21 protein-coding genes and 1 pseudogene are annotated in these 21,159 nt (G+C 72.2%); 11 read left to right on the top strand and 11 right to left on the bottom strand.

What is annotated here, in order from left to right; all coding sequences use genetic code 11:
- Nucleotides 1-9: 9 nt before the first annotated feature.
- Nucleotides 10-696, bottom strand: a complete 687-nt coding sequence (locus AMK33_RS00155; protein WP_073930599.1) for a response regulator transcription factor — start codon at nucleotides 694-696, stop codon at nucleotides 10-12.
- Nucleotides 697-981: 285 nt separating this feature from the next.
- On the opposite strand from AMK33_RS00155, the gene AMK33_RS00150 reads away from it, so the two are divergent.
- From AMK33_RS00150 to AMK33_RS00120, 8 genes are all read left to right on the top strand, one after another.
- The gene (locus AMK33_RS00150) at nucleotides 982-1,758 is read left to right on the top strand and encodes an amino acid ABC transporter ATP-binding protein (RefSeq protein ID WP_030870707.1); all 777 of its coding nucleotides are present in this window, start codon (nucleotides 982-984) and stop codon (nucleotides 1,756-1,758) included.
- 82 nt (nucleotides 1,759-1,840) lie between these two features.
- Nucleotides 1,841-2,680 (top strand): glutamate ABC transporter substrate-binding protein, encoded by an 840-nt coding sequence (locus AMK33_RS00145; protein ID WP_073930598.1) that lies wholly within the window; start codon nucleotides 1,841-1,843, stop codon nucleotides 2,678-2,680.
- A 109-nt stretch (nucleotides 2,681-2,789) separates the two neighbouring features.
- Nucleotides 2,790-3,467 carry an amino acid ABC transporter permease gene (locus AMK33_RS00140; protein WP_073930597.1) on the top strand — a complete coding sequence of 226 codons (678 nt, stop codon included), beginning with the start codon at nucleotides 2,790-2,792 and terminating at the stop codon, nucleotides 3,465-3,467.
- A complete protein-coding gene (locus tag AMK33_RS00135; protein WP_073930596.1) occupies nucleotides 3,464-4,366 on the top strand; it encodes an amino acid ABC transporter permease in 903 nt (300 codons plus the stop codon). The genes AMK33_RS00140 and AMK33_RS00135 overlap by 4 nt, the downstream gene beginning before the upstream one ends.
- Nucleotides 4,367-4,659: 293 nt before the next feature.
- The gene (locus AMK33_RS00130; protein ID WP_073930595.1) at nucleotides 4,660-6,273 is read left to right on the top strand and encodes an FAD-dependent monooxygenase; all 1,614 of its coding nucleotides are present in this window, start codon (nucleotides 4,660-4,662) and stop codon (nucleotides 6,271-6,273) included.
- Nucleotides 6,274-6,363: 90 nt separating this feature from the next.
- Nucleotides 6,364-6,450, top strand: coding sequence for a putative leader peptide (locus AMK33_RS45115; protein WP_351151402.1), 87 nt, complete (start codon nucleotides 6,364-6,366; stop codon nucleotides 6,448-6,450).
- 93 nt (nucleotides 6,451-6,543) lie between these two features.
- Nucleotides 6,544-7,071: a cysteine dioxygenase gene (locus AMK33_RS00125; RefSeq protein WP_073930594.1), complete on the top strand. Its 528-nt coding sequence runs from the start codon at nucleotides 6,544-6,546 to the stop codon at nucleotides 7,069-7,071.
- Complete coding sequence (locus AMK33_RS00120; protein WP_327377933.1) at nucleotides 7,068-7,460, top strand: rhodanese-like domain-containing protein; 393 nt, start codon at nucleotides 7,068-7,070, stop codon at nucleotides 7,458-7,460. The genes AMK33_RS00125 and AMK33_RS00120 overlap by 4 nt, the downstream gene beginning before the upstream one ends.
- Before the next feature lie 21 nt (nucleotides 7,461-7,481).
- Here the strand turns inward: AMK33_RS00120 and recX are convergent, their stop codons facing one another.
- From recX to AMK33_RS00100, 4 genes are all read right to left on the bottom strand, one after another.
- Nucleotides 7,482-8,315, bottom strand: coding sequence for a recombination regulator RecX (gene recX / locus AMK33_RS00115; protein WP_073930590.1), 834 nt, complete (start codon nucleotides 8,313-8,315; stop codon nucleotides 7,482-7,484).
- A gap of 3 nt (nucleotides 8,316-8,318) precedes the next feature.
- Nucleotides 8,319-9,437, bottom strand: a complete 1,119-nt coding sequence (gene recA, locus AMK33_RS00110) for a recombinase RecA (protein ID WP_073930589.1) — start codon at nucleotides 9,435-9,437, stop codon at nucleotides 8,319-8,321.
- 240 nt (nucleotides 9,438-9,677) lie between these two features.
- Nucleotides 9,678-10,940 (bottom strand): AI-2E family transporter, encoded by a 1,263-nt coding sequence (locus AMK33_RS00105; RefSeq protein ID WP_235617932.1) that lies wholly within the window; start codon nucleotides 10,938-10,940, stop codon nucleotides 9,678-9,680.
- A gap of 58 nt (nucleotides 10,941-10,998) precedes the next feature.
- Complete coding sequence (locus AMK33_RS00100; protein WP_073930588.1) at nucleotides 10,999-11,193, bottom strand: DUF3046 domain-containing protein; 195 nt, start codon at nucleotides 11,191-11,193, stop codon at nucleotides 10,999-11,001.
- A 72-nt stretch (nucleotides 11,194-11,265) separates the two neighbouring features.
- Here AMK33_RS00100 and AMK33_RS43470 point away from each other — a divergent pair.
- Nucleotides 11,266-11,641, top strand: a pseudogene (locus AMK33_RS43470) (hypothetical protein); the annotation flags it as partial.
- Between the two features lie 44 nt (nucleotides 11,642-11,685).
- Here the strand turns inward: AMK33_RS43470 and AMK33_RS00095 are convergent.
- From AMK33_RS00095 to AMK33_RS00085, 3 genes are read right to left on the bottom strand one after another with little or no spacing between them, the layout of a single operon-like run.
- Nucleotides 11,686-11,994 (bottom strand): AzlD domain-containing protein, encoded by a 309-nt coding sequence (locus AMK33_RS00095; protein ID WP_073930587.1) that lies wholly within the window; start codon nucleotides 11,992-11,994, stop codon nucleotides 11,686-11,688.
- On the bottom strand, nucleotides 11,991-12,707 hold the full coding sequence (locus AMK33_RS00090) for an AzlC family ABC transporter permease (protein WP_235617967.1): 717 nt from the start codon (nucleotides 12,705-12,707) through the stop codon (nucleotides 11,991-11,993). The genes AMK33_RS00095 and AMK33_RS00090 overlap by 4 nt, the downstream gene beginning before the upstream one ends.
- Nucleotides 12,608-13,606, bottom strand: a complete 999-nt coding sequence (locus tag AMK33_RS00085; protein ID WP_073930585.1) for an AraC family transcriptional regulator — start codon at nucleotides 13,604-13,606, stop codon at nucleotides 12,608-12,610. Before AMK33_RS00085 ends, AMK33_RS00090 begins: the two co-directional genes overlap by 100 nt.
- 85 nt (nucleotides 13,607-13,691) lie before the next feature.
- On the opposite strand from AMK33_RS00085, the gene AMK33_RS00080 reads away from it, so the two are divergent.
- Both AMK33_RS00080 and AMK33_RS00075 read left to right on the top strand, forming a co-directional pair.
- A complete protein-coding gene (locus AMK33_RS00080) occupies nucleotides 13,692-18,563 on the top strand; it encodes an ATP-dependent helicase (protein WP_073930584.1) in 4,872 nt (1,623 codons plus the stop codon).
- 361 nt (nucleotides 18,564-18,924) lie between these two features.
- A complete protein-coding gene (locus AMK33_RS00075; protein WP_073930583.1) occupies nucleotides 18,925-19,734 on the top strand; it encodes an Fpg/Nei family DNA glycosylase in 810 nt (269 codons plus the stop codon).
- Here AMK33_RS00075 and AMK33_RS00070 read toward each other — a convergent pair.
- The 3 genes from AMK33_RS00070 to AMK33_RS00060 form a co-directional block, all read right to left on the bottom strand.
- Nucleotides 19,718-19,972 (bottom strand): hypothetical protein, encoded by a 255-nt coding sequence (locus AMK33_RS00070; RefSeq protein ID WP_073931445.1) that lies wholly within the window; start codon nucleotides 19,970-19,972, stop codon nucleotides 19,718-19,720. The two genes, AMK33_RS00075 and AMK33_RS00070, sit on opposite strands and share 17 nt — an antisense overlap.
- A gap of 126 nt (nucleotides 19,973-20,098) precedes the next feature.
- Nucleotides 20,099-20,569, bottom strand: coding sequence for a Dps family protein (locus AMK33_RS00065; RefSeq protein ID WP_073930582.1), 471 nt, complete (start codon nucleotides 20,567-20,569; stop codon nucleotides 20,099-20,101).
- 183 nt (nucleotides 20,570-20,752) lie between these two features.
- Nucleotides 20,753-21,133: a helix-turn-helix domain-containing protein gene (locus AMK33_RS00060; RefSeq protein ID WP_003993396.1), complete on the bottom strand. Its 381-nt coding sequence runs from the start codon at nucleotides 21,131-21,133 to the stop codon at nucleotides 20,753-20,755.
- Between the last annotated feature and the right edge of the window lie 26 nt (nucleotides 21,134-21,159).

Genomic DNA, 21,159 nt, shown 5'->3' with positions numbered 1-21,159 from the left:
CCGGCCCCGCTACGCCGTGGGCGCGACGAGCCGGTAGCCGACGCCGCGCACGGTCTCGATGAGGGCGGGCATGCGGAGCTTGGCGCGCAGGGAGGCGACGTGCACCTCCAGGGTGCGCCCGGTCCCCTCCCAGCTGGTGCGCCACACCTCGCTGATGATCTGTTCCCGGCGGAAGACGACCCCCGGCCGCTGGGCGAGCAGGGCGAGCAGATCGAACTCCTTGCGGGTCAGCTGGACGACCGAACCGTTGACGGTGACCTGGCGGGTCGACAGCTCGATGCGGACCGGGCCGAGCCGCAGCTCGGTCTCCGTACCGCCCGTGGCCTCCTCGTGGACGGTGCGCCGGCTGACGGCGTGGATCCGCGCGAGCAGCTCCCCCGTGTCGTACGGCTTGACCACGTAGTCGTCGGCGCCGAGGTTGAGGCCGTGGATGCGCGAACGCACGTCGGACCGCGCGGTGACCATGATCACCGGCGTGCTGGTGCGCTTGCGGATCTTGCCGCAGACCTCGTAGCCGTCCTGATCGGGCAGCCCCAGGTCGAGCAGGACGACACCGAAGCCGTCGCCCTCGGGGACGAGCGCCTGGAGCGCCTCCTCGCCGCTGCGCGCGTGGGTGACGTCGAACCCGTGCCGCGCCAGGACCGCCGACAGGGCGGCGGCGACGTGGTTGTCGTCCTCGACGAGAAGCAGTCTCACCAGGGCCCCCTTCGGTTCATCGGCCGTACGCTCTCCATGTGTATGAAAACGCGTGCACGCGCGCGTGCACCTTGCAGTGACGCCGATGAACGAGGACGGCGTCAAGAGGGTTCCGGTTGCTCTTCCGTACCGTTACCCGGCCGAAATCACCCCTGCTCACAAGTGCTACGACAGGTGTCCGATTGCTATCGGATCGTGATGCTCAGATTCCCCTCAGATGTAATGACGCAGGTCCGACGGGTTACTACTGTCCTCCGAAACCGAGGAGGACGGAGCCTGAGAGCGATGACCGAAGTATCGGTGGCCAAGGAAGATGTGGCCGCGACCGGCGATCTGGTCGTCCTGAAGAGCGTCAACAAGCACTTCGGCGCGTTGCACGTACTCCAGGACATCGACCTGACGATCGCCCGTGGCGAAGTCGTCGTGGTCATCGGACCCTCCGGGTCCGGGAAGTCCACCCTGTGCCGCACCATCAACCGTCTGGAGACGATCGACTCCGGGTCGATCAGCATCGACGGCAAGCCCCTGCCCCACGAGGGCAAGGAGCTCGCCCGGCTGCGGGCCGACGTGGGCATGGTCTTCCAGTCCTTCAACCTCTTCGCGCACAAGACCGTGCTCGAGAACGTGATGCTGGGCCAGATCAAAGTCCGAAAGAAGGACAAGAAGGCGGCCGAGGAGCGGGCCCGTGCCCTGCTCGACCGGGTCGGCGTGGGCGCGCAGGCCGAGAAGTACCCCGCGCAGCTCTCCGGTGGCCAGCAGCAGCGTGTCGCCATCGCGCGGGCCCTGGCGATGGAGCCCAAGGTCATGCTCTTCGACGAGCCGACGTCGGCTCTCGACCCGGAGATGATCAACGAGGTGCTGGAGGTCATGCAGCAGCTCGCCCGCGAGGGCATGACCATGATCGTCGTCACGCACGAGATGGGATTCGCCCGTTCGGCGGCAAATCGCGTGGTGTTCATGGCGGACGGTCGCATCGTCGAACAGGCTTCGCCGGACCAGTTCTTCAGCAATCCGCGCAGTGACCGCGCCAAGGACTTCCTGTCGAAGATCCTTCACCACTGAGGCGCACTTCGCGCCCTGCCGACCTGCGTCACCGGACACCGCCCGGGCCGCATCACTTCACCAGAGTCAAAGGATGTGCACCATGAAGCTCCGCAAGGTCACCGCCGCCTCGGCCGCCGTGTTCGCCCTCGCCCTGACCGCCACCGCCTGTGGCGGCGACGACAGCAGTGACAACGGTTCCTCCGGGGGCGGCGGCGACAAGATCAAGATCGGCATCAAGTACGACCAGCCCGGTCTCGGCCTGAAGACGCCTGACGGTTACACCGGTTTCGACGTGGACGTGGCGACCTACGTCGCCAAGGAGCTCGGTTACGAGCCCGACCAGATCGAGTGGGTCGAGACCAAGAGCGCCGACCGCGAGAACGCCCTCTCGCGCGGGGACGTGAAGTTCATCGCGGCGACCTACTCGATCACCGACGAGCGCAAGGAGAAGGTCGACTTCGCCGGCCCGTACCTGCTGGCCCACCAGGACCTGCTGGTGAAGAAGGGCGCGGACATCTCCGAGGCCACCGACCTCAACGACAAGAAGCTGTGCTCGGTGACCGGCTCGACCTCGGCTCAGAACGTCAAGAAGGACTTCGCGCCGGATGCGCAGCTGCGTGAGTACGGCACCTACTCGGAGTGCATCGCCGGCCTGCAGAGTGGTGCCGTCGACGCGCTGACCACCGACGACTCGATCCTCGCCGGCTTCGCCGCGCAGGACCAGTACAAGGGCAAGTTCGAGCTTGTCGGTCTGAAGCTCAGCAACGAGAACTACGGCATCGGCGTCAAGAAGGGCGACACCGAGACCGTCAACAAGATCAACGACGCCCTGGAGAAGATGGTCAGCGACAAGTCCTGGGACAAGGCGGTCGAGGAGAACTTCGGCCCGGCCGAGTACAAGAACGAGCCGGCTCCGCAGATCGGCAACATCGTCAAGTAAGCCCAGGACCGCAACGCGGGTCCAGAAGGCGTGCCGCCGTCCGTCGCGATCAGGACGGCGGCGCGCCGCGTCCGCCCCGTAGGCCACACACCCGGAAGCGCGGGAGATCGTGTTCGACTTTATTTCTGACTATGACGACCCAACCCTGTTGGGCGCGTTCTGGATGACGGTGAAACTCACCGTGTTCTCGGGCGTCGGCTCCCTGATCTGGGGCACCCTGCTGGCGGCGATGCGGGTCAGCCCCGTTCCGCTGATGCGGTGGTTCGGGACCGCCTACGTGAACATCGTCCGGAACATCCCGCTGACCGTCATCATCGTCTTCACCTCGCTCGGTCTCGCCGACATCTTCGGCATGACCATGGGAGCGCCGGACGACTTCGCGCTCCAGGGCTTCCGCCTCGCGGTGCTCGGTCTGATCGCCTACACCGCGGCCTTCGTCTGCGAGGCGCTGCGCTCCGGCATCAACACCGTGCCGGTCGGGCAGGCCGAGGCGGCCCGCGCCATCGGGCTGAACTTCACCCAGGTCCTCAGCCTGATCGTGCTGCCGCAGGCGTTCCGCTCGGTCATCGGGCCGCTCGCGAACGTACTGATCGCGCTGACCAAGAACACGACGGTGGCGGCCACCATCGGTGTGGCGGAGGCCGCCCTGTTGATGAAGGAAATGATCGAGAACGAGGCACAGACGCTGCTCATCGGCGCGGTCTTCGCCTTCGGGTTCGTGGTGTTGACCCTGCCCACCGGCCTGATCCTCAACTGGCTGAGCAAGCGACTGGCGGTGAAGCGGTGACCTCCGTTCTGTACGACGCCCCCGGCCCCCGGGCCAAGCGGCGCAACGTCATCCTCTCGGTCGTCTTCGTGGCCCTCCTGGTCCTCCTGCTGTGGTGGGTCTATAAGACGATGGACGACAAGGGCCAGCTTGAGTGGTCCTTGTGGAAGCCGTTCACGCAGTCCGAGGCGTGGACGACCTACCTGCTGCCCGGCCTCGCCGACACGCTGAAGGCCGCGGCGCTGGCCATGGTCATCGCGCTTCCGCTGGGCGCGGTCCTCGGCATCGCCCGGATGTCGGACCACCGATGGGTGCGGATCCCGGCCGCCGTGGTGGTGGAGTTCTTCCGCGCCATCCCGGTGCTGCTGCTGATGCTGTTCGCCAACGAGTTCTTCGCCCGTTCCACGGACGTCTCCAGCGAGGACCGGCCCCTCTACGCGGTCGTCACCGGTCTGGTGCTCTACAACGCCTCGGTCCTCGCCGAGGTGGTCCGGGCCGGCATCCTCTCCCTCCCCAAGGGACAGTCCGAGGCGGCCCAGGCCATCGGCCTGCGTAAGAGCCAGGTGATGACCAACATCCTGCTGCCGCAGGCGGTCACGGCGATGCTTCCGGCGATCGTCAGCCAGCTGGTCGTCATCGTGAAGGACACCGCGCTGGGCGGCGTGATGCTGGGCTTCACCGAGCTGCTGAACTCGCGCGGCACACTGGCGGCCAACTACGCCAACGTCATCCCCAGCTTCATCGTGGTGGCGGTCATCTACATCATCCTGAACTTCATCCTCACCTCGTTCGCCTCCTGGCTCGAGGGGCGGCTGCGCCGCAGCAAGCGCAGCACGGGCGCGGTGCTCGGTGTGGAGGATGTCGACGACCTCAACGCGGCCGAGGTCGGTGGCACGTTCGGGACCGGTGCGGAGAAGTGACGCACGTCTGACGTACGGCATGACTGTGGCCCGCCGGAATCCGGCGGGCCACAGTCATGTCGAGTTGCCGGACGCCGTCGGCGGTGCGGAGGAGCCGTACACCCCGGACTCGTGTGATGAACAGTCAAGTGGTGTGACCGGCCCCTCCCCACTTCATGATCGCCACTGCCCTTCGGTCACTTGACGCAAGCACCGGCAATAGGTTGCATACGTTCTGTGATCGTGCACCCTGCTCCATCTTCCTGTTCCTCCGCGTCCCTTCGGGCGTCACTTCGAGCAGGGGGCGCCGCGCCGTGGACCCGGTGATCATCGTCGGAGCGGGGCCCGTCGGGCTCACGCTCGCGCTGGCGCTGGCACGCCAGGAAGTGCCGAGCGTGGTCCTCGACGAAGGGCCGGGCAAGGACGAACCCCGCCCGGCGCGCACCGTCGTACTGCGCGAGGAGACCGCCGCGCTCATGGAGCAGCTGACCGGCGTGCCGCTCGCGCACGCCGGTGTCCGTTGGGCCGGATGGCGGTCGATGCGGCGCAAGCAGGTGACGGCCGAGGTCGCCTTCGGCGACGTCGAGCCCGCGCCCCTGCACATCGCCCAGCACGTCCTGACCGGTGCGCTGCGCGCGGCCCTCGCCGGCGAGCGGCTCGTCAGGATCGCCGTGAACAGCAGGCTGGACACGATAGAGCAGGAGCCCTCGGGCGTCACCGCCCATACCCGCGGCGACACCGGCACCTGGTGGCGCGGCAGTTACCTGGTCGGCTGCGACGGCCCGCGCTCGACCGTGCGCAAGCTCCAGGACATCCGCTTCCCCGGCCGCACCGCGGTGGAACGTCACGCCGTGGCCGCCCTGCGCACCGAACTTCCCTGGTACGACGAGGCGCTGCTGCACCGCACGCCGCCGTGGCGCACGTCAGGACCCTCGGCCGGGGAGATCACCGCGCGCCCGCTGCCGGACGGGGTGTGGCGCCTGGACTGGCTGCTGCCGCCGGGCAAGGACCTGGTCACGCCCGAACTGCTGCTGGGCCGGGTCCGGGAGACCCTGGCCGGCTGGACCGACGGTCCGACCCCGCCGTACGAACTGCTGGACACCGGGGTGCACACCGTCCACCACCGGCTGGCCCGGCGCTGGCGGGCCGACCGGGTGTTCCTCGCCGGGGACTCGGCCCATCTGCTCGGCGCGCTGGGCACGCACGGACTGGAGGAAGGGCTCCGCGACGCCGACAACCTCGCCTGGAAACTGGCGCTGGCCTGGCACCACGGTCCGCACGAGGCGCTGCTCGACAGCTACCAGACCGAGCGCCGGGCGATCGTCGCCGCCCGGCTGCGCGCCGCCGACCAGGCACTGCCGCTGGTGCGCGGCGGCGGTGGACTGCGCTCCTACGTTCCCGGGTCCGCGCGGGGACACGACACGCTGCTGATGGACGGTCATCTGGGGCGGGGCGCGCTGGGCGCGCCGGGGACGTACGCCGGCTCGCCACTCGCTCCCGGCCGCCTCGAGGGCGAGGTGCCCATCGGAACGGCTCCCGGGTCTGCGGTGACGGACGTACGGGTCACGGCGGAGGACGGCACCTTCGTCCGGCTGCGGGACCGGTTCGGCCGGGGGGCGCTGCTGGTGGTGCTGATCGCGCCCGGTACGGGGGTGTGGGAGCGCCGGCACTGGGTGTCCGCCGGGATCATGCCCCGGCTGGCGGCGGCCGTCTCGGCACTGCCGCACCGGGCCGAACTGCTGGTCGCCGAGAGCTATCCGGGTGCGGCGGCCCACACCGTGCTCCTGGTACGCCCCGACGGTCACCTGGTGACGGCGCTGAGCGGGGTCCGCCCGGCGGATCTGTACGCGGCGGCGGAAGCGGCGGTCGGCGGGCCCGCCAGCACGGAGGCGGAGGCCAAGGCGGATGCGGGGGCCGGGTCGCGCTGAGAGTCCCGGTCGGCCGAGTCGTCGTCACCCCGTGGTCCGCGGGGTGACGACGAGTTGAATCGGCGCGCGGCCCCGTGGTGTACTCCGCTCGTGACCGACACCTGCGTGCACCTGTGGCGGAGGGTCCATATGGACCTCGTCCGCTATGCGGGCTGCGTGTGTCGCCCGTCCTGCTGATTCGCGTCCCTCCCTTTCCCATTCCCAGCGCGCCGCCCGCCGTCTCGTCCGCGTGGCCGCGCGCCTCCGCGAACCTCCTCCAGGACGGTGCACATGTCTGTCTCCTCCCCTGTTCCGGCTCCCGTCTCCGTTCCCACGCAGGCGGACCTCCTCGACTTCGTACGGCGTACCGTCGCCGACGCCGAACTGATCGCCGCCCTTCCGCTCGATCCCGAGGGGCGCACCTGGGTGCGGCTCGACGGGCCCGGTGGCAGCGAGGCCTGGCTGATCGGCTGGCCTCCTGGCACCGGTACCGGCTGGCACGACCACGCCGACTCCGTCGGTGCCTTCATGACCGCGTCGGGTGAGCTGAGGGAGAACTCGCTCGCCGCGCGGCTGCCCACCGACGGCTGGAAGACCCTGGAACTCACGGACGGCGTGGACCGGGAACGACGGCTGGGGACCGGACAGGGGCGTGCCTTCGGACGGCACCACGTCCACGAGGTCCTCAACGAGTCCCCGGACCGGCACGCGATCTCCGTGCACGCCTACTACCCGCCGTTGCCGCGGATCCGCCGCTACAGTCGCAGCGGCCGTATGCTCCGCCTGGAGCAGGTCGAACGACCGGAGGACTGGCATTGAGCGTTGGCATCGACGAGTTGCTGGAGCGGGTGCGTTCCGGTTACGTACGCATCCGCCCCTGGGCCGCGTACGAGGCCGCACGGACCGGTGAGGCACTGCTGGTGGACATCCGCTACGCCGCCCTGCGGGACCGGGACGGACTCGTTCCCGGAGCCCTCGTCGTCGAACGCAACGAACTGGAGTGGCGCCTGGACCCGCGGGGCAGCCACCGCCTCCCGGAGGCCACGAGCCACGACCTGCGGATCGTGGTGATCTGCAACGAGGGATACGCCTCCAGCCTGGCAGCGGAGTCCCTCCACCGCCTGGGCCTGCACCGGGCCACCGATCTGGTGGGCGGCTTCCAGGCCTGGCGGGAGGCGGGCCTGCCGGTCGAGCCTGCGCCCGTGTAGGGCGGGGCCGCCCCCGTCGTCTCAGAACCCCTCGTCGCCGAGGAACTCCGTGTCCTCGCCCTCCTCCTCCAGCGCCTGCCGGACGACGCGCAGGGCGAGGCCCTCGGGGTAGCCCTTGCGGGCGAGCATGCCCGCGAGGCGGCGGAGCCGCTTGTCGCGGTCGAGTCCGCGGGTGGCGCGCAGCTTGCGGGCGACCAGCTCCCGGGCGGTCTCCTCCTCCTGCTCGGAGTCGAGCTGGGAGACGGCCGCGTCGATCAGCGTGGGATCGACGCCCTTGGTGCGCAGCTCCCGGGCGAGGGCGCGCCGGGCGAGTCCCCGGCCGTGGTGCCGGGACTCCACCCAGGCGTCCGCGAAGGCGCTGTCGTTGATCAGTCCGACCTCCTCGAACCGGGACAGCACCTCCTCGGCAACCTCGTCCGGGATCTCCCGCTTGCGCAGGGCGTCGGCGAGCTGCTTCCGGGTGCGCGGGGTCCCGGTGAGCAGGCGCAGGCAGATCGCCCGCGCCCGCTCGACCGGGTCCGCCGGAGGTTCCTCCCGCTCGGCCCTCGACGAGGAAGAGGCGCCCCCGTCCTCCGCGACCGCCTCGCCGAAGGTCCGACGTCTGCGCCCGCGTCCACCGCGCGGCCCGCCGTCACGCGAGCCGCCCGACCGTGCGCCACCCCCGTCGCGGGGGCCATCCCCGCGGGGGCCATCCCCGCGGGGGCCACCCCCGTCGCGGGGACCGCCCCCGCCGGCGATGTCGTCGTACGCCGCGTCACCGTCCACGGCTGAGCCGTCGCCGCCCTCGGTGCCCCTCCCCCGTGGGGCACCGGAGGCGGCGAACTCGTACTCGGCCCAGTCGGTTCGTCGCATCACGGGTCAGCTCTTGGCCGCCGCGGCCTTGGACTTGGAGGCCTTGGCCGCCGGGGCCGGTACCGCGGCCGGCTCGGCCGCGGCGGTGCTCGTGGCGTCCGCGCCCGGCTCGGCGGCGGGCTCCTCGGGCCGTACGCCGACGCCCAGCTTCGTCAGGATCTTCTTCTCGATCTCGTTGGCGAGGTCGGGGTTGTCCTTCAGGAAGTTGCGGGCGTTCTCCTTGCCCTGGCCGAGCTGGTCGCCCTCGTACGTGTACCAGGCACCGGCCTTGCGGACGAAGCCGTGCTCCACGCCCATGTCGATCAGGCCGCCCTCGCGGCTGATGCCCTGGCCATAGAGGATGTCGAACTCGGCCTGCTTGAAGGGCGGCGCCACCTTGTTCTTGACGACCTTGCAGCGGGTGCGGTTGCCGACCGCCTCGGTGCCGTCCTTGAGGGTCTCGATGCGACGGATGTCGATACGCACCGAGGCGTAGAACTTCAGCGCGCGGCCACCGGTCGTGGTCTCCGGGGAGCCGAACATCACGCCGATCTTCTCGCGGAGCTGGTTGATGAAGATCGCGGTGGTCTTGGACTGGTTGAGGGCGCTGGTGATCTTCCGCAGGGCCTGGCTCATCAGCCGGGCCTGCAGACCCACGTGGCTGTCGCCCATCTCGCCCTCGATCTCCGCGCGCGGGACGAGCGCGGCGACGGAGTCGATGACGATGAGGTCGAGGGCGCCGGAGCGGACCAGCATGTCCACGATCTCCAGGGCCTGCTCGCCGTTGTCCGGCTGGGACAGGATCAGGTTGTCGATGTCGACGCCGAGCTTCTTGGCGTACTCGGGGTCGAGGGCGTGCTCCGCGTCCACGAAGGCGACCTGGCCGCCGGCCTTCTGCGCGTTCGCCACCGCGTGCAGGGTCAGGGTCGTCTTGCCGGAGGACTCCGGTCCGTAGATCTCCACCACACGGCCGCGCGGCAGGCCGCCGACGCCGAGGGCCACGTCGAGCGCGGTCGATCCGGTCGGGATGATCTCGATGGGCTCGTTCGTCCGGTCGCCCATGCGCATGACCGCGCCCTTGCCGAATTGCCGTTCAATCTGTGCGAGCGCGGCGTCGAGCGCCTTCTCGCGGTCGGTTCCTGCCATGGGTTCCACCCGATTTGCTTGATTCGATCGCTTCACGTCAAAGACGCTAACGCCTGCCACTGACAACGCGCCCCGACGCACCTCCGGCCTGTGGATAACGCGGGTGCATTCCTGCTCAAACTAGGACACAACACCTGCCGTTGAGCCTCATCGGCACTTCCATGAGAATGGATGTTCGATTTTCGTGTCAAGCGCACCACACGGCACCACAGACCCGTGTGCCGCGTGGTGCGGCCGCCCTCAGGAGGCCCCGGTGTCTCCGCCGCGTGGCCGCCCCGCACCTGGCCGGCGGACCCACCGATGACGGACGCGCATGAGGACGCCCGACCCGCCGCCGGGGCCGCGGTGCCCGAGCACACGGGGGTCGTCCGTGACGTCGTACCGCCGCACGTACGCGCCCAGGAACGCCTGGAGGGTGGCGACGGCGGGGATGGCGATCAGCGCGCCCACGGCACCGAGCAGGGCGGTGCCCGCGACGACCGAGCCGAAGGCGACCGCCGGGTGGATGTCGACGGTCTTGGAGGTCAGCTTGGGCTGCAGCACGTAGTTCTCGAACTGCTGGTAGATCACCACGAAGATCAGCACCCACAGCGCGTACCAGGGGTCGACCGTGAAGGCGATCAGCATGGGCAGGGCGCCCGCGAGATAGGTGCCGATGGTGGGGATGAACTGCGACACCAGACCCACCCACACGGCGAGGACGGGCGCGTAGGGCACCTCGAGGAACTCCAGCAGGACGTAGTGCGCCAGGCCGGAGGCCAGTGCCATCAGTCCGCGCGAGTAGAGGTAGCCGCCCGTCTTGTTCACGGCGATCTCCCACGCGCGCAGCACCTCGGCCTGTCGGGCGGGCGGCAGCAGGGAGCAGACCGTGCGCCGCAGCCGAGGGCCGTCGGCGGCGAAGTAGAACGAGAACAGACCGATGGTCAGCAGCTGGAAGAGGCCGCCGAGGACCTGCGCGGAGACGTCCAGGACACCGGTGGCGCTGTTCTGGACGTAGTTGCGCAGCCAGTCGGAGCGCAGCAGGCCCTCCTGGATGTCCACGCGCCGCAGCTCGGTGTGGAAGTGCGTGTTGATCCAGTTGATCACGGAGTCGAGGTAGTCCGGGAAGTCCTCGACGATCTTGACGATCTGTCCCGCCAGCATGGACCCGAGCAGCGTGACGAAGCCCGCCGCCGCGATCAGTACGCCCAGGAAGACGAAGAAGGTGCCCAGGCCCCGGCGCACCCCGCGCGCGGCCATCCAGCTCACCGCGGGCTCGACGGCGAGCGCCAGGAAGAACGCGATGAGGACGTTGATCAGCAGGCCGATGAGCTGGTGGAAGGCCCAGCTGCCCAGCTGGAACACGGCGTACAGCGCGAGGGCGAGCACCATGGCACGCGGCAGCCAGCGCGGCATGCGGGCGCCCGGCCCGGATATGGGGGCCGTCGGGGGCCCGGCGGGCGGCGGCGCGCCGGGCGTGGTGGGATGCCGGGCCGCCTGCCCGGTTTCGTCAGTGGGTGCCACGGACCAAGTCTCGCCCACGCCGGCGGCAGCCGTGCGCCCTCGGCGGTCTCTGTGACGATCAGCGCTTTTCCGCGGGGACGCTCATGACCGCGCAGACCACCTGCCAGACGTCCTTGGCGCTCCAGCCGGCCGCCAGCGCCTCGTGCACGGTGCGCCCGCCGAGCTCGGACATGACATGGTCACGCGCGAAGGTGTCGGCATAGCCCGCACCGAAGTGCTCCGTCATCCGCTCCCAGAAAACCGTCAACCGCATGCACCCAGTATCCCGCCTGCGGGAGCGGCCCCGAGCCGGGCCGCCTGCGGGGACGGCCCTGAGCCGAGCCGCCTGCCGGCACCGCTTTCCGCCCGCGGTCGGCCCCCCACGGCCGGCACCGGAGCCGCCCCACCGCCCCCGACATCCCCGCCGCAGGGCCCGCTCGCGCGGGCGGAGCGGTTCGTCCGGCTCACCGCGCGAGTGCTCGAACAGCACCTCTTCGCCCCCCTTCCGGGACGGCGGCGCCGGTCCGGTGGAGGCGGCGCTGGACGCCGTGGGGCGTTGCGGCGGCCGCCGCGCGGAGGACGTGTGACGCTGTCCGACGTCCGTCTCCACGGCGGACGGCCCGCTTCCGGGGGCCCGTCCCGGTCAGCGCGGTTACCCGGCGGCGCCCTTCGTGCCGGTCGTGGACGACCCGCCCGGCGAGCTGCCGGCCACCGGCCCGGTGCGACGGACCGCCGCGCGGCACCGCCGGGCACCGTGCCCGTCACCTCAGCCGCCCAGGGCACGCACCCCCGCCGTCACGACGACCGCTGCTCCGACGACGAGCAGGAACGGGGCGCGCAGGACGAGGGCCACGGCGGCGGCCGCCACCCCCGCCGCCCGTGCGTCGACGACCAGGGCCTGGCCGTCGGAGAAGGTCTGCTGGGCGGTCAGCGCGGCGAGCAGGGCGACCGGAAGGAGCGCGGCGAGCCGCCTGACGAGGGGCCGTTCCAGGACCCCGGCGGGCACCAGCAGCCCCGCGAGCTTGACGGCGTAGCAGCCGACGGCGGTCACACCGATCGCGATCCAGATGTTCAACGGTCCCCCTCCGTCACGTCACCGCGCGCGGCGCTCTTTCTGCCCTGTGCCCACAGGACGGCCGGTGCCGCGAGCGCGGCCACCAGGACCGGCACACCGGCCGGCAGCACGGGCAGCAGCCCCAGCCCCAGGAGAACGGCGAGCCCGGCGACGGTCCGCTCGGTCCCGGTGCGCAGCATCGGCGCGAGCAGCGCCAGGAAGACCGCGGGCCCGGCCGCGTCCAGCCCCCACGCGGCGGTGTCGCCGATCGCCTCGGCGCCCAGCGCGCCGAGCAGCGTGGTGAGGTTCCACAGGACGTACAGGCTGAGCCCCGTCACCACGAACCCGAGACGCGCGCCGCGCCGGTCGGGCTGGGCGAGCGAGACGGCCGTCGTCTCGTCGATCACCCACTGCGCGGCGAACGGCCGCACCGCGCGGGGCAGCGCCAGCAGCTGCGACAGCCGCAGCCCGTAGAACGCGTTGCGCACCCCCAGGAAGAACGCCCCCGCGGCGGCCGTGAACGCCCCTCCACCCGCCGCCAGCGCCCCCACCAGCGCGAACTGGGAGGCGCCGGTGAACACCAGCAGGCTGAGCGCACAGGTCTGGAGCAGGGTGAGCCCGCTGCCCGCCGAGGTCACGCCGAAGGCGAACCCGGAGAGTCCGACGGCGACCCCGACACCGAGGGCGTCCCGTACGACGGCACCGTCCGGCTTTCCTCCTCCGTCGTCCCGTATGTCTGCGAGTGCTTCTGTCCGTTCCACTGCCACGCCCCGGACGGTACGGGCGTGCCGCCCCGCGCGTCTTGTACGTTCTTGCGCTCGCGCTGGTAGGCGCCCGGGGGCACGCCGACGATCCGGCCGAAGTGCCGGTTCAGGTGCGGCTGGTCGGTGAACCCGACCGCGACGGCCGCCTCCGACGGAGCCGTCCCCGCGTCCAGCAGCCGCCGTGCCCGCCGCACGCGCGCGTCGGTGAGCCAGGTGTGCGGCGGCATCCCGTAGGTGTCCCGGAAGGCGCGCAGCAGCGCGAACGGGCCGGTGCCCAGCTCGGCGGCCAGCCGCTCCAGCGTCGGCGGATCCGCCATCCGCTCCTCCAGCACGGCACGCGCGCGTGCCGCGATCCCGGCGCCCGCCGTGCGGACCTCGCGTCGCGGCAGCGTCCCGCCGTTCAGCCGCAGCAGCCGGGTCACCGCGACCCGGAGCAGGGTGTCGGCGGCGAGCGCGTTGCCCTCGTCGGTGGCCCGCAGCACCTGGTGCACCAGGCGGACGGTGTACGGATCGTCGAGCACCGGCGTCACGAATCCCGGTGTGCCGCGCAGCGTGGTGGTCTCGGCGGCGATCGCGGCCACCACCTCGGGCGACGGGTACACCGCCCCGTACCGCCAGCCCTCGGGAACACCCGCCCGGCCGGTGTGCGGGGTGTCCGGGTTCACCAGGGCCAGGGAGCCGGCGCCCGCGTACACGTCGCCGCCGCCGTGGTGGAAGACCTCCGCCCCGTCGGCGATGGCGGCGATCACGAAGTTCTCGTGGGTGTGCCGGACGAACGTCTTCCGTATGTACCGGGCGCGCAGCAGATCGACACCGGGCAGTTCGTCGTACTGCCAGTGCCGCGCCCGCTCCTTCCGGGATTCCGCCATACGGCCATTGTCACGCGGCCCCCGGCCGCCCCCGCCCGTCCCCCGGCTCGGCCCGATTGTCAGTGGCCGGGTGCACGATGGACGCATGGTCAGTGATCCGCACCGAGCCCTGGACGGCTTCTCCCCCGCGACCCGCGGCTGGTTCACGGGGGCGTTCTCCGTGCCCACCGCCGCCCAGGCCGGCGCGTGGCGGGCCATCGGGGAGGGCTCGGACGTGCTGGTGGTCGCTCCCACCGGTTCCGGGAAGACCCTGGCCGCCTTCCTCGCCGCCCTGGACCAGCTCGCCTCGACGCCGCCGCCCGCCGACCCCAAAAAGCGCTGCCGCGTCCTGTACGTCTCACCGCTGAAGGCCCTGGCCGTCGACGTCGAGCGCAACCTCCGCAGCCCGCTGACCGGCATCCGCCAGGAGTCCGTACGTCTGGGGCTGCCCGAGCCCGAGGTGAAGGTCGGCATCCGCTCCGGCGACACCCCGCCCGCCGAGCGGCGCGCCCTGGCCACCCGCCCGCCGGACATCCTGATCACCACGCCCGAGTCGCTGTTCCTGATGCTGACGTCCGCCACGCGCGACGCCCTGACGGGCGTGGAGACGGTGATCCTCGACGAGGTGCACGCGGTCGCCGGCACCAAGCGCGGCGCGCATCTCGCGCTCACCCTGGAGCGGCTGGACGAGCTGCTGCCCCGTCCGGCCCGCCGTATCGGCCTCTCGGCGACGGTGCGCCCGGTCGACGAGGTCGCCCGGTTCCTCTCCCCGCGCCGCAAGGTGGAGATCGTCCAGCCGGAGTCCGGCAAGGAGTTCGACCTGTCCGTGGTGGTGCCGGTCGAGGACCTGGGCGAGCTGGGCGGCTCCCCGGTCGCCGACGGCTCGGAGGGCGCCGAGCGCCCGTCGATCTGGCCGCACGTCGAGGAGCGGATCACCGATCTGGTGCAGGCCCACCGCTCGACGATCGTGTTCGCGAACTCCCGCCGCCTCGCGGAGCGGCTGTGCAACCGGCTCAACGAGATCGCCTACGAGCGGGCCACCGGCGAGCCCTTGGACGAGCACCACTCCCCCGCCGAGCTGATGGGCGGCTCCGGGGCCGCCCAGGGAGCGCCCGCGGTCATCGCGCGCGCCCATCACGGTTCGGTGTCCAAGGAGCAGCGCGCCCTGGTCGAGGAGGACCTCAAGGCGGGCCGGCTGCCGGCGGTGGTCGCCACCTCCAGCCTGGAACTGGGCATCGACATGGGTGCCGTCGATTTGGTGGTCCAGGTCGAGTCGCCGCCGTCCGTCGCCTCCGGGCTCCAGCGCGTCGGCCGCGCGGGGCACCAGGTGGGCGCGGTCTCCACGGGCGTGGTGTTCCCGAAGTACCGGGGTGACCTGGTGCAGGCGGCCGTGGTCACCGAGCGGATGCGCGCGGGCGCCATCGAGTCCCTGCGCGTCCCCACGAACCCCTTGGACGTGCTGGCCCAGCAGCTCGTCGCCATGACGGCCATGGACACCTGGCAGCTCGACGACCTGCTCGCCATGGTCCGCCGCGCGGCGCCCTTCGCCTCCCTGCCCGAGTCCGCCTTCACGGGCGTCCTGGACATGCTCGCCGGCCGCTACCCGTCCGACGCGTTCGCGGAGCTGCGCCCGCGCGTGGTGTGGGACCGGGTCACGGGCGAGATCACCGGCCGTCCCGGCGCCCAGCGCCTGGCCGTCACCTCCGGTGGCACGATCCCCGACCGCGGCCTCTTCGGGGTGTTCCTGGCGGGCGCCGACCCGAAGAAGGGCGGCGGACGGGTCGGCGAGCTGGACGAGGAGATGGTCTACGAGTCCCGCGTGGGCGACGTCTTCACCCTCGGCACCAGTTCCTGGCGCATCGAGGACATCACGCGCGACCGGGTCCTGGTCTCCCCCGCGCCGGGCGTGCCGGGCCGGCTGCCGTTCTGGAAGGGCGACCAGCTGGGCCGCCCGCTGGAACTCGGCCGCGCGGTGGGCGCGTTCCTGCGCGAAGTGGGCTCGCTGTCCAAGGACGACGCCCGGCTGCGGCTCCTGGCGGCGGGACTGGACGCCTGGGCCGCCGACAACGTCCTGTCCTACCTCGACGAGCAGCGCGAGGCCTGCGGCCACGTTCCCGACGACCGCACCATCGTGGTGGAGCGCTTCCGCGACGAACTGGGCGACTGGCGGGTCGTCGTGCACTCCCCGTTCGGCGCCCAGGTGCACGCCCCGTGGGCGCTCGCGCTCGGCGCCCGCCTCTCCGAGCGGTACGGCATGGACGCCCAGGTGATGCACGCCGACGACGGCATCGTGCTGCGCCTGCCGGACGCCGACCTGATGGGCCTCGACCTGCTCGACCAGGAGCCGGTGAAGGCCGGCACCGAGTACGACGCGGATCAGGCCCCCGTGGGCGCGGCCGACGTCGTCTTCGACAAGGGCGAAGTCGACCAGGTCGTCACCGACCAGGTGGGCGGCTCGGCGCTGTTCGCGTCCCGGTTCCGCGAGTGCGCCGCCCGCGCGCTGCTGCTGCCGCGCCGCAACCCCGGCCGGCGCACCCCGCTGTGGCAGCAGCGTCAGCGCGCCTCACAACTGCTCCAGGTGGCCGGCGAGTTCGGCTCGTTCCCGATCGTCCTCGAAGCCGTCCGCGAGTGCCTCCAGGACGTCTTCGACGTGCCCGGACTCGTCGAGCTGATGGGCGATCTGGAGGCGCGCAAGGTGCGCCTGGTCGAGGTCACCACACCCGAACCGTCCCCCTTCGCCCGCTCCCTCCTCTTCGGATACGTCGCCCAGTTCCTGTACGAGGGCGACTCCCCGCTCGCCGAGCGCCGCGCCGCCGCCCTGTCGCTGGACTCGCGGCTGCTGGCCGAACTGCTCGGCCAGGCGGAGCTGCGCGAACTGCTCGACGCGGAGGTGCTGACCGAGCTGGAGCGCGAGCTGCGGTGGCTCACCGAGGACCGGCGGGTCAAGGACGCGGAGGGCGTGGCCGACCTGCTGCGGCTGCTGGGCCCGCTCACCGACGCCGAACTCGCCGAGCGGGGCGCCGAGCCGCAGTGGGCGCGGGAGCTCGCCTCCGCGCGGCGCGCCATCCGGGTGCGGGTGGCCGGCACCGACCACTGGGCGGCGATCGAGGACGCCGGCCGGCTGCGCGACGCGCTGGGCACGGCGCTGCCGGTCGGTGTGCCGGAGGCGTTCACCGAGCCCGTCAAGGACCCCCTCGGTGACCTCCTCGCGCGGTACGCGCGCACCCACGGCCCGTTCACGTCGGCGACGGCGGCGGCCCGTTTCGGTCTGGGTGTGGCGGTCACCGAGGGCGCCCTGCAGCGGCTCTCGGCGGCGGGCAGGGTCGTCCAGGGCGAGTTCCATCCGGCCGGGATCGGACAGGAATGGTGCGACGCGGCCGTACTGCGCCGGCTGCGCCGCCGCTCCCTGGCCGCGCTGCGGCACGAACTGGAGCCGGTGCCGCCGCCCGCGCTCGCCCAGTTCCTCCCCCAGTGGCAGCACATCGGCAAGGGGCACTCCCTGCGCGGCATCGACGGCCTGGTGCGCGCCGTCGAGCAGTTGCAGGGCGCGTCCGTGCCCGCGTCCGCCCTGGAGAAGCTGGTCCTGCCGTCCCGGGTGGCGGACTACGCCCCGGCGATGCTGGACGAGCTGACGGCCGCCGGGGAGGTGGTGTGGGCGGGCGCCGGTTCGCTGCCCGGGAAGGACGGCTGGGTCTCCCTCTACCTCGCGGACACGGCCCCGCTGCTCCTGCCGCCCCCGCACCCCCTGGAACTCACCGCGCTCCACCAGTCCGTCCTGGACTCCCTCTCCGGCGGCTACGGCCTGTTCTTCCGCCAGATCGCCGACCAGGTCCGCGCCACCACGCACCCCGAGGCCACCGATCCCCAACTGGCCGACGCCCTCTGGGACCTCGCCTGGTCCGGGCGGCTGACCAACGACACGCTCACTCCCATGCGCTCCCTGCTGGGCTCGGGCCGCACCGCGGGCGCCACGGCCCACCGCGCGAAGCGCTCCGTCCCGCGCGGGCGCTACGGCTCGCTCACGGCGGCCGCCCGCGGTGCCTCCCGCACCGGCCCGCCGACCGTCGCCGGCCGCTGGTCCCTGCTCCCGGACACGGACACGAACACGGACACCGACGCCACGGTCCGCGCCCACGCCCTGGCCCGCACCCTGCTCGACCGGCACGGTGTGGTGACCCGGGGCGCCGTCTCCGCGGAGGGCGTCGAGGGCGGCTTCTCGGCGGTGTACCGGGTGCTGTCCGCCTTCGAGGAAACGGGTCAGGCGCGTCGCGGCTATGTGGTGGAGGGCCTGGGCGCCGCCCAGTTCGCGATGGACGGGGCCGTGGACCGCCTCCGCTCGGCGGCCAACGCCCGCGAGCGGAGCGACGGCTTCCCGGCCGCCCCCGGCCCCGACATGCCCGACCCGTTCGGCGACGCCTCCGCGTACGACGGTTTCCCCGGCCCGGACGACATGCCGTACCCCCGCCTCTCGCCGGGCGACTACGTCTCCCCGCGCGACCTGGCCCCGCAGTCCCCTCCGCCCCGGCGGAACGGCGGGCGTCCCGCGTACGACCCCTTCGCCGGCCGCCGTACCGGTGCGGACCGCGCCGCACGCGCCGTGGTCCTGGCCGCCGCCGACCCGGCGAACGCCTACGGTGCCGCTCTGGGCTGGCCCGAGCCGCCGACCGGTGCCGGGCACAAACCCGGCCGCAAGGCGGGCTCCCTGGTGGTGCTGGTGGACGGCGAGCTGACGCTCTACATGGAGCGCGGCGGCAAGACGCTGCTGGCCTGGCCCGCCGACTCCGGCGGCGAACCCGCCGACGACCCGCGCCTCCCGGCCGCCGCCGAGGCCCTCGCCGCGGCCGCCCGCGCGGGCTCCCTGGGCACGGTCACGGTGGAGCGCGTCAACGGCACCTCCGCACTGACGTCCCCCCTGGGCACCCTCCTGGAAACCGCGGGCTTCGTCGCCACTCCCAGAGGACTACGCCTACGCGCCTGACCCACCACCCCGACCTCTACCCCCGAACACCCCACATGCGCCGGCGGGACCCACAATGACGCCCCTGCCCCTGACGCCCCCTTGCCACCCTCCTGGAACCGCGAGCTTCGTCGCCGTTCCCCGAGGACTACGCCTGCGCCCCCGACCCACCACCGGCACACGCCCGCCCGAGCGCCCCGGCCGCCCGCGGGGCGCTCGGCACGATCACAGTGGAGCGCATCAACGGCACCTCCGCACCGACGCCCCCCTGGAGACCGCCAGCTTCGTCGCCGTTCCCCGAGGACTACGCCTGCGCCCCCGACCCACCACCGGCACACGCCCGCCCGAGCGCCCCGGCCGCCCGGCGTGCCACCCTTGACGCATGCCCGAAGGAGACACGGTCTGGCAGGCCGCGCGGCGGCTGCACGATGCCCTGGCCGGCCAGGTGCTGATCCGCAGCGACCTCCGGGTGCCGAGGTTCGCCACGGCCGACCTCACCGGCCGCACCGTGCTGGACGTCACCCCGCGCGGCAAGCACCTGCTGACCCGCGTCGAGGGCGGCCTGACGCTGCACTCGCACCTGAGGATGGACGGCTCCTGGCGGGTGTACCCGCACGGGCAGCGCTGGAACGGCGGCCCCGCCCACCAGATCCGCGCGATCCTCGGCAACGCCGACCGCACGGCCGTCGGCTACCGGCTCCCCGTCCTGGAACTGATGCGCACCACCGACGAGGACCGCGCGGTCGGCCACCTCGGCCCCGACCTCCTCGGCCCGGACTGGGACCCCCGCCTCGCACTGGCCAACCTCCTGAAGGACCCGGCCCGCCCCCTCGGCGAGGCCCTGCTGGACCAGCGGAACCTCGCCGGAATCGGCAACATCTTCAAGAGCGAGCTGTGCTTCCTCCTCGGCGTCACCCCCTGGCTCCCCGTGGGCGAGCTGCCCGCCGACCGTTCCGCGAAGCTGCCGGTGCTCGCCCGGAAACTGCTGGAATCCAACCGCGAGCGCCCGGTCCGCAACACCACGGGCCGTCGCGGTCAGGACCTGTTCGTGTACGGCCGCGCCCGCCGTCCCTGTCTGCGCTGCCGCACCCCGGTCCGCCTCGCCGACCAGGGCGACGGCTCCCGCGAGCGCCCCACGTACTGGTGCCCCACCTGCCAGCCGGGCCCGGCTCCGTTCACTCCCCGTCGGTGAACCGACGCACGGTGCTCATCCGCCACGCCCTCCGCCACCGTCCCGCCGCGAGCGCTCCCTCCGCCCGCGCCTTGGGCATGCAGTGCACCGGCAGCAGACTGAGCCCCCACCCGCCGGCCGCGACCGCCCCTTCCATCACCCCGGCGTCGGGCGCCAGCAGCAGCCGCGCCACCGCCCACCACCACAGCGCCCCCAATCCCAGAACGGCCCCCCGGCGCACCACCCGTCCCGTCGTCACGGCCCCCACCCCCGCGCCGACGCCATGAGACCGCTCGCCCCCGCGCACAGGGCGCACCGAGGGCACACGGGCGCATCCGGCCCCCCGGGCCGCTTCACGAGGGCCCCACGGCCCCCCAAGGTCACGTCACCCGTTCTCGGCCTGGAACATCCAGTGCTGCTTCTCCAGGTCCGCGGTGATCGTGATCAGGATGTCCTGGCTCACCGGGTCCGGCTCGGCGGTCGCCGTGACCCGCTCCCGCATACGGGCGATCACCGCGCCCAGCGCCTCCACGAGCGCGCCCACCGCGGCCGTGTCGTCGACCCAGCCCTCGGGCGTCACCCCGATGCCGCTGCCGACGGCCACCGTCGCGGCGCGCCCGTCGGGCGAGACCCCCAGTGCCGCGGCGCGCTCCGCCACGGTGTCGGAGTGGGTACGCGCCAGGGTCACGACCTCGTCGAGCTGGAGGTGCACGGAACGGAAGCGTGGCCCGACCACGTTCCAGTGGATCTGCTTGCCCACCAGGGCGAGATCCACCAGGTCGACCAGGGCGCCCTGCAGCGCCTCGGACACGGTCTTCAGGTTCGCGTCGGACAACGGGCTCTTCACGACGTACATCCGCACCTCCGTAGCCGGCCCCCGCCTCGTCCCTCAACGATGACCGCCGCGCGCCGCACCGGCAAACGCACGGGAGAAGGCCCGGGCATGCGAAAACCCCGGCGGCACCCCTCCGGATCTCCCGGAAGGGCCCCTACCGGGGCATCCCACACCTTCACACCGCGCGTGCGCGGAACACCACGCTCACGCGGCGACGACGTCCACCGCCTCGGCGGGCGCCTTGATGGTCACCCGTTCCGGTGGCACACCGGTCACCGAAACGGAACCCAGCATCGGACGAACCGGCGTGGGTACGGGCTCGCTGGGGGTCGCTGCAGCAGACTGGGCCAGTTCGGCGAGAGCGAGCTCGTCGCTCACTTCCCGCATGAGCTCGGACATCCGTACGTCCAGCGCGTCGCAGATGGCGGAGAGCAGCTCGGAGGAAGCCTCCTTCTGCCCCCGCTCCACCTCGGAGAGATAGCCGAGTGAGACTCGGGCGGACGAGGAGACTTCGCGCAGAGTACGGCCCTGGCGTTGGCGCTGCCGACGCAGCACGTCACCCAGCAGGCGACGGAGCAGAATCATCGGTGGCTCCCTCCTCGGACCGCGTA

The sequence above is a fragment of the Streptomyces sp. CB02400 genome (assembly GCF_001905725.1).
GTDB lineage: Bacteria > Actinomycetota > Actinomycetes > Streptomycetales > Streptomycetaceae > Streptomyces > Streptomyces atrovirens.
Note: the sequence above shows the minus strand (reverse complement) of the source record. Positions and strands in the feature narration are given on the sequence as shown.